Origin of the sequence: Pseudomonas brassicacearum subsp. neoaurantiaca (assembly GCF_013608025.1) — a bacterium.
Classification (GTDB): Bacteria; Pseudomonadota; Gammaproteobacteria; order Pseudomonadales; family Pseudomonadaceae; genus Aquipseudomonas.
Window position 1 is genome coordinate 1 of the sequence record NZ_VDLV01000009.1, and the last position, 5488, is coordinate 5488.

Annotated in this window: 2 tRNA genes and 3 rRNA genes; all 5 read left to right on the plus strand. The window is 51.7% G+C overall.

Annotated elements, in window-relative coordinates:
- Positions 1–257 precede the first annotated feature (257 nt).
- The 5 genes from FHK92_RS06765 (at position 258) to rrf (ending at position 5461) form a co-directional block, all read left to right on the plus strand.
- A 16S ribosomal RNA gene (locus FHK92_RS06765) occupies positions 258–1794 on the plus strand.
- A gap of 81 nt (positions 1795–1875) precedes the next feature.
- Positions 1876–1952, plus strand: a tRNA-Ile gene (locus FHK92_RS06770).
- Positions 1953–1982: 30 nt separating this feature from the next.
- A tRNA-Ala gene (locus tag FHK92_RS06775) sits at positions 1983–2058 on the plus strand.
- A 246-nt stretch (positions 2059–2304) separates the two neighbouring features.
- Positions 2305–5196 (plus strand): 23S ribosomal RNA (locus FHK92_RS06780).
- A 149-nt stretch (positions 5197–5345) separates the two neighbouring features.
- Positions 5346–5461: ribosomal RNA gene (rrf, locus tag FHK92_RS06785) — 5S ribosomal RNA — on the plus strand.
- The 16S, 23S and 5S rRNA genes sit together here with 2 tRNA genes alongside, the layout of an rRNA operon.
- Positions 5462–5488 lie beyond the last annotated feature (27 nt).

Here is a 5488-nt window from a genome sequence, read left to right on the forward strand (position 1 = left end):
AAGCGAAACTTTGAAAACTTCTTAAAATAACCGCTTGACAGATACACGGGGCGCTGTAGAATGCGCGCCTCGGTTGAGACGAAAGACTCAGCCAACCGCTCTTTAACAACTGAATCAAGCAATTCGTGTGGGTGCTTGTGGAGTCAGACTGCTAGTCAACAGATTATCAGCATCACAAGTTACTCCGCGAGAAATCAAAGATGTAACCAACGATTGCTGAGCCAAGTTTAGGGTTTTCTCAAAACCCAAAGATGTTTGAACTGAAGAGTTTGATCATGGCTCAGATTGAACGCTGGCGGCAGGCCTAACACATGCAAGTCGAGCGGTAGAGAGGTGCTTGCACCTCTTGAGAGCGGCGGACGGGTGAGTAATGCCTAGGAATCTGCCTGGTAGTGGGGGATAACGCTCGGAAACGGACGCTAATACCGCATACGTCCTACGGGAGAAAGCAGGGGACCTTCGGGCCTTGCGCTATCAGATGAGCCTAGGTCGGATTAGCTAGTTGGTGAGGTAATGGCTCACCAAGGCGACGATCCGTAACTGGTCTGAGAGGATGATCAGTCACACTGGAACTGAGACACGGTCCAGACTCCTACGGGAGGCAGCAGTGGGGAATATTGGACAATGGGCGAAAGCCTGATCCAGCCATGCCGCGTGTGTGAAGAAGGTCTTCGGATTGTAAAGCACTTTAAGTTGGGAGGAAGGGCATTAACCTAATACGTTAGTGTTTTGACGTTACCGACAGAATAAGCACCGGCTAACTCTGTGCCAGCAGCCGCGGTAATACAGAGGGTGCAAGCGTTAATCGGAATTACTGGGCGTAAAGCGCGCGTAGGTGGTTCGTTAAGTTGGATGTGAAATCCCCGGGCTCAACCTGGGAACTGCATTCAAAACTGTCGAGCTAGAGTATGGTAGAGGGTGGTGGAATTTCCTGTGTAGCGGTGAAATGCGTAGATATAGGAAGGAACACCAGTGGCGAAGGCGACCACCTGGACTGATACTGACACTGAGGTGCGAAAGCGTGGGGAGCAAACAGGATTAGATACCCTGGTAGTCCACGCCGTAAACGATGTCAACTAGCCGTTGGGAGCCTTGAGCTCTTAGTGGCGCAGCTAACGCATTAAGTTGACCGCCTGGGGAGTACGGCCGCAAGGTTAAAACTCAAATGAATTGACGGGGGCCCGCACAAGCGGTGGAGCATGTGGTTTAATTCGAAGCAACGCGAAGAACCTTACCAGGCCTTGACATCCAATGAACTTTCCAGAGATGGATTGGTGCCTTCGGGAACATTGAGACAGGTGCTGCATGGCTGTCGTCAGCTCGTGTCGTGAGATGTTGGGTTAAGTCCCGTAACGAGCGCAACCCTTGTCCTTAGTTACCAGCACGTTATGGTGGGCACTCTAAGGAGACTGCCGGTGACAAACCGGAGGAAGGTGGGGATGACGTCAAGTCATCATGGCCCTTACGGCCTGGGCTACACACGTGCTACAATGGTCGGTACAGAGGGTTGCCAAGCCGCGAGGTGGAGCTAATCCCACAAAACCGATCGTAGTCCGGATCGCAGTCTGCAACTCGACTGCGTGAAGTCGGAATCGCTAGTAATCGCGAATCAGAATGTCGCGGTGAATACGTTCCCGGGCCTTGTACACACCGCCCGTCACACCATGGGAGTGGGTTGCACCAGAAGTAGCTAGTCTAACCTTCGGGGGGACGGTTACCACGGTGTGATTCATGACTGGGGTGAAGTCGTAACAAGGTAGCCGTAGGGGAACCTGCGGCTGGATCACCTCCTTAATCGACGACCGCAGCTGCTCCATGAGCTCCCACACGAATTGCTTGATTCATTGAAGAAGACGAAAGAAGCAGCCCGAAATTGGGTCTGTAGCTCAGTTGGTTAGAGCGCACCCCTGATAAGGGTGAGGTCGGCAGTTCGAATCTGCCCAGACCCACCAATTTTGTGTGGGAAACGCCTGTAGAAATACGGGGCCATAGCTCAGCTGGGAGAGCGCCTGCCTTGCACGCAGGAGGTCAGCGGTTCGATCCCGCTTGGCTCCACCACTACTGCTTCGATTGTATAAAGCTTAGAAATGAGCATTCCATCGGTTCGATGGTGAATGTTGATTTCTAGTCTTTGACTAGTTCGTTCTTTAAAAATTTGGGTATGTGATAGAAAGATAGACTGAACGTTACTTTCACTGGTAACGGATCAGGCTAAGGTAAAATTTGTGAGTTCTCTTAGTTGAGAAATTCGAATTTTCGGCGAATGTCGTCTTCACAGTATAACCAGATTGCTTGGGGTTATATGGTCAAGTGAAGAAGCGCATACGGTGGATGCCTTGGCAGTCAGAGGCGATGAAAGACGTGGTAGCCTGCGAAAAGCTTCGGGGAGTCGGCAAACAGACTTTGATCCGGAGATGTCTGAATGGGGGAACCCAGCCATCATAAGATGGTTATCTTGTACTGAATACATAGGTGCAAGAGGCGAACCAGGGGAACTGAAACATCTAAGTACCCTGAGGAAAAGAAATCAACCGAGATTCCCTTAGTAGTGGCGAGCGAACGGGGACTAGCCCTTAAGCTTCTTTGATTTTAGCGGAACGCTCTGGAAAGTGCGGCCATAGTGGGTGATAGCCCTGTACGCGAAAGGATCTTAGAAGTGAAATCGAGTAGGACGGAGCACGAGAAACTTTGTCTGAATATGGGGGGACCATCCTCCAAGGCTAAATACTACTGACTGACCGATAGTGAACTAGTACCGTGAGGGAAAGGCGAAAAGAACCCCGGAGAGGGGAGTGAAATAGATCCTGAAACCGTATGCGTACAAGCAGTGGGAGCCCACTTTGTTGGGTGACTGCGTACCTTTTGTATAATGGGTCAGCGACTTATTTTCAGTGGCGAGCTTAACCGAATAGGGGAGGCGTAGCGAAAGCGAGTCTTAATAGGGCGTCTAGTCGCTGGGAATAGACCCGAAACCGGGCGATCTATCCATGGGCAGGTTGAAGGTTAGGTAACACTGACTGGAGGACCGAACCGACTACCGTTGAAAAGTTAGCGGATGACCTGTGGATCGGAGTGAAAGGCTAATCAAGCTCGGAGATAGCTGGTTCTCCTCGAAAGCTATTTAGGTAGCGCCTCATGTATCACTGTAGGGGGTAGAGCACTGTTTCGGCTAGGGGGTCATCCCGACTTACCAAACCGATGCAAACTCCGAATACCTACAAGTGCCGAGCATGGGAGACACACGGCGGGTGCTAACGTCCGTCGTGAAAAGGGAAACAACCCAGACCGTCAGCTAAGGTCCCAAAGTTATGGTTAAGTGGGAAACGATGTGGGAAGGCTTAGACAGCTAGGAGGTTGGCTTAGAAGCAGCCACCCTTTAAAGAAAGCGTAATAGCTCACTAGTCGAGTCGGCCTGCGCGGAAGATGTAACGGGGCTCAAACCATACACCGAAGCTACGGGTATCACGTAAGTGATGCGGTAGAGGAGCGTTCTGTAAGCCTGTGAAGGTGAGTTGAGAAGCTTGCTGGAGGTATCAGAAGTGCGAATGCTGACATGAGTAACGACAATGGGTGTGAAAAACACCCACGCCGAAAGACCAAGGTTTCCTGCGCAACGTTAATCGACGCAGGGTTAGTCGGTCCCTAAGGCGAGGCTGAAAAGCGTAGTCGATGGAAAACAGGTTAATATTCCTGTACTTCTGGTTATTGCGATGGAGGGACGGAGAAGGCTAGGCCAGCTTGGCGTTGGTTGTCCAAGTTTAAGGTGGTAGGCTGGAATCTTAGGTAAATCCGGGGTTTCAAGGCCGAGAGCTGATGACGAGTTACCCTTTGGGTGACGAAGTGGTTGATGCCATGCTTCCAAGAAAAGCTTCTAAGCTTCAGGTAACCAGGAACCGTACCCCAAACCGACACAGGTGGTTGGGTAGAGAATACCAAGGCGCTTGAGAGAACTCGGGTGAAGGAACTAGGCAAAATGGCACCGTAACTTCGGGAGAAGGTGCGCCGGTGAGGGTGAAGCACTTGCTGCGTAAGCCCACGCCGGTCGAAGATACCAGGCCGCTGCGACTGTTTATTAAAAACACAGCACTCTGCAAACACGAAAGTGGACGTATAGGGTGTGACGCCTGCCCGGTGCCGGAAGGTTAATTGATGGGGTTAGCTAACGCGAAGCTCTTGATCGAAGCCCCGGTAAACGGCGGCCGTAACTATAACGGTCCTAAGGTAGCGAAATTCCTTGTCGGGTAAGTTCCGACCTGCACGAATGGCGTAACGATGGCGGCGCTGTCTCCACCCGAGACTCAGTGAAATTGAAATCGCTGTGAAGATGCAGTGTATCCGCGGCTAGACGGAAAGACCCCGTGAACCTTTACTATAGCTTTGCACTGGACTTTGAATTTGCTTGTGTAGGATAGGTGGGAGGCTTTGAAGCGTGGACGCCAGTCTGCGTGGAGCCATCCTTGAAATACCACCCTGGCAACTTTGAGGTTCTAACTCAGGTCCGTTATCCGGATCGAGGACAGTGTATGGTGGGTAGTTTGACTGGGGCGGTCTCCTCCTAAAGAGTAACGGAGGAGTACGAAGGTGCGCTCAGACCGGTCGGAAATCGGTCGTAGAGTATAAAGGCAAAAGCGCGCTTGACTGCGAGACAGACACGTCGAGCAGGTACGAAAGTAGGTCTTAGTGATCCGGTGGTTCTGTATGGAAGGGCCATCGCTCAACGGATAAAAGGTACTCCGGGGATAACAGGCTGATACCGCCCAAGAGTTCATATCGACGGCGGTGTTTGGCACCTCGATGTCGGCTCATCACATCCTGGGGCTGAAGCCGGTCCCAAGGGTATGGCTGTTCGCCATTTAAAGTGGTACGCGAGCTGGGTTTAGAACGTCGTGAGACAGTTCGGTCCCTATCTGCCGTGGACGTTTGAGATTTGAGAGGGGCTGCTCCTAGTACGAGAGGACCGGAGTGGACGAACCTCTGGTGTTCCGGTTGTCACGCCAGTGGCATTGCCGGGTAGCTATGTTCGGAAAAGATAACCGCTGAAAGCATCTAAGCGGGAAACTTGCCTCAAGATGAGATCTCACTGGGACCTTGAGTCCCCTGAAGGGCCGTCGAAGACTACGACGTTGATAGGCAGGGTGTGTAAGCGCTGTGAGGCGTTGAGCTAACCTGTACTAATTGCCCGTGAGGCTTGACCATATAACACCCAAGCAATCTGTAGACTCGAAAGAGGCCAGATTGCGGTGTGTGAAGACGAAGTGAACCGAAAGTTCGAGTCAAAACCCACAAACTATCGCATACCCATTCGCTGGAACGTGACCGCAAGGCACGCGCTGGCTACCGAATTTCTTGACGACCATAGAGCATTGGAACCACCTGATCCCATCCCGAACTCAGAAGTGAAACGATGCATCGCCGATGGTAGTGTGGGGTTTCCCCATGTGAGAGTAGGTCATCGTCAAGATTAAATTCCGAAACCCCTATCTGCTGA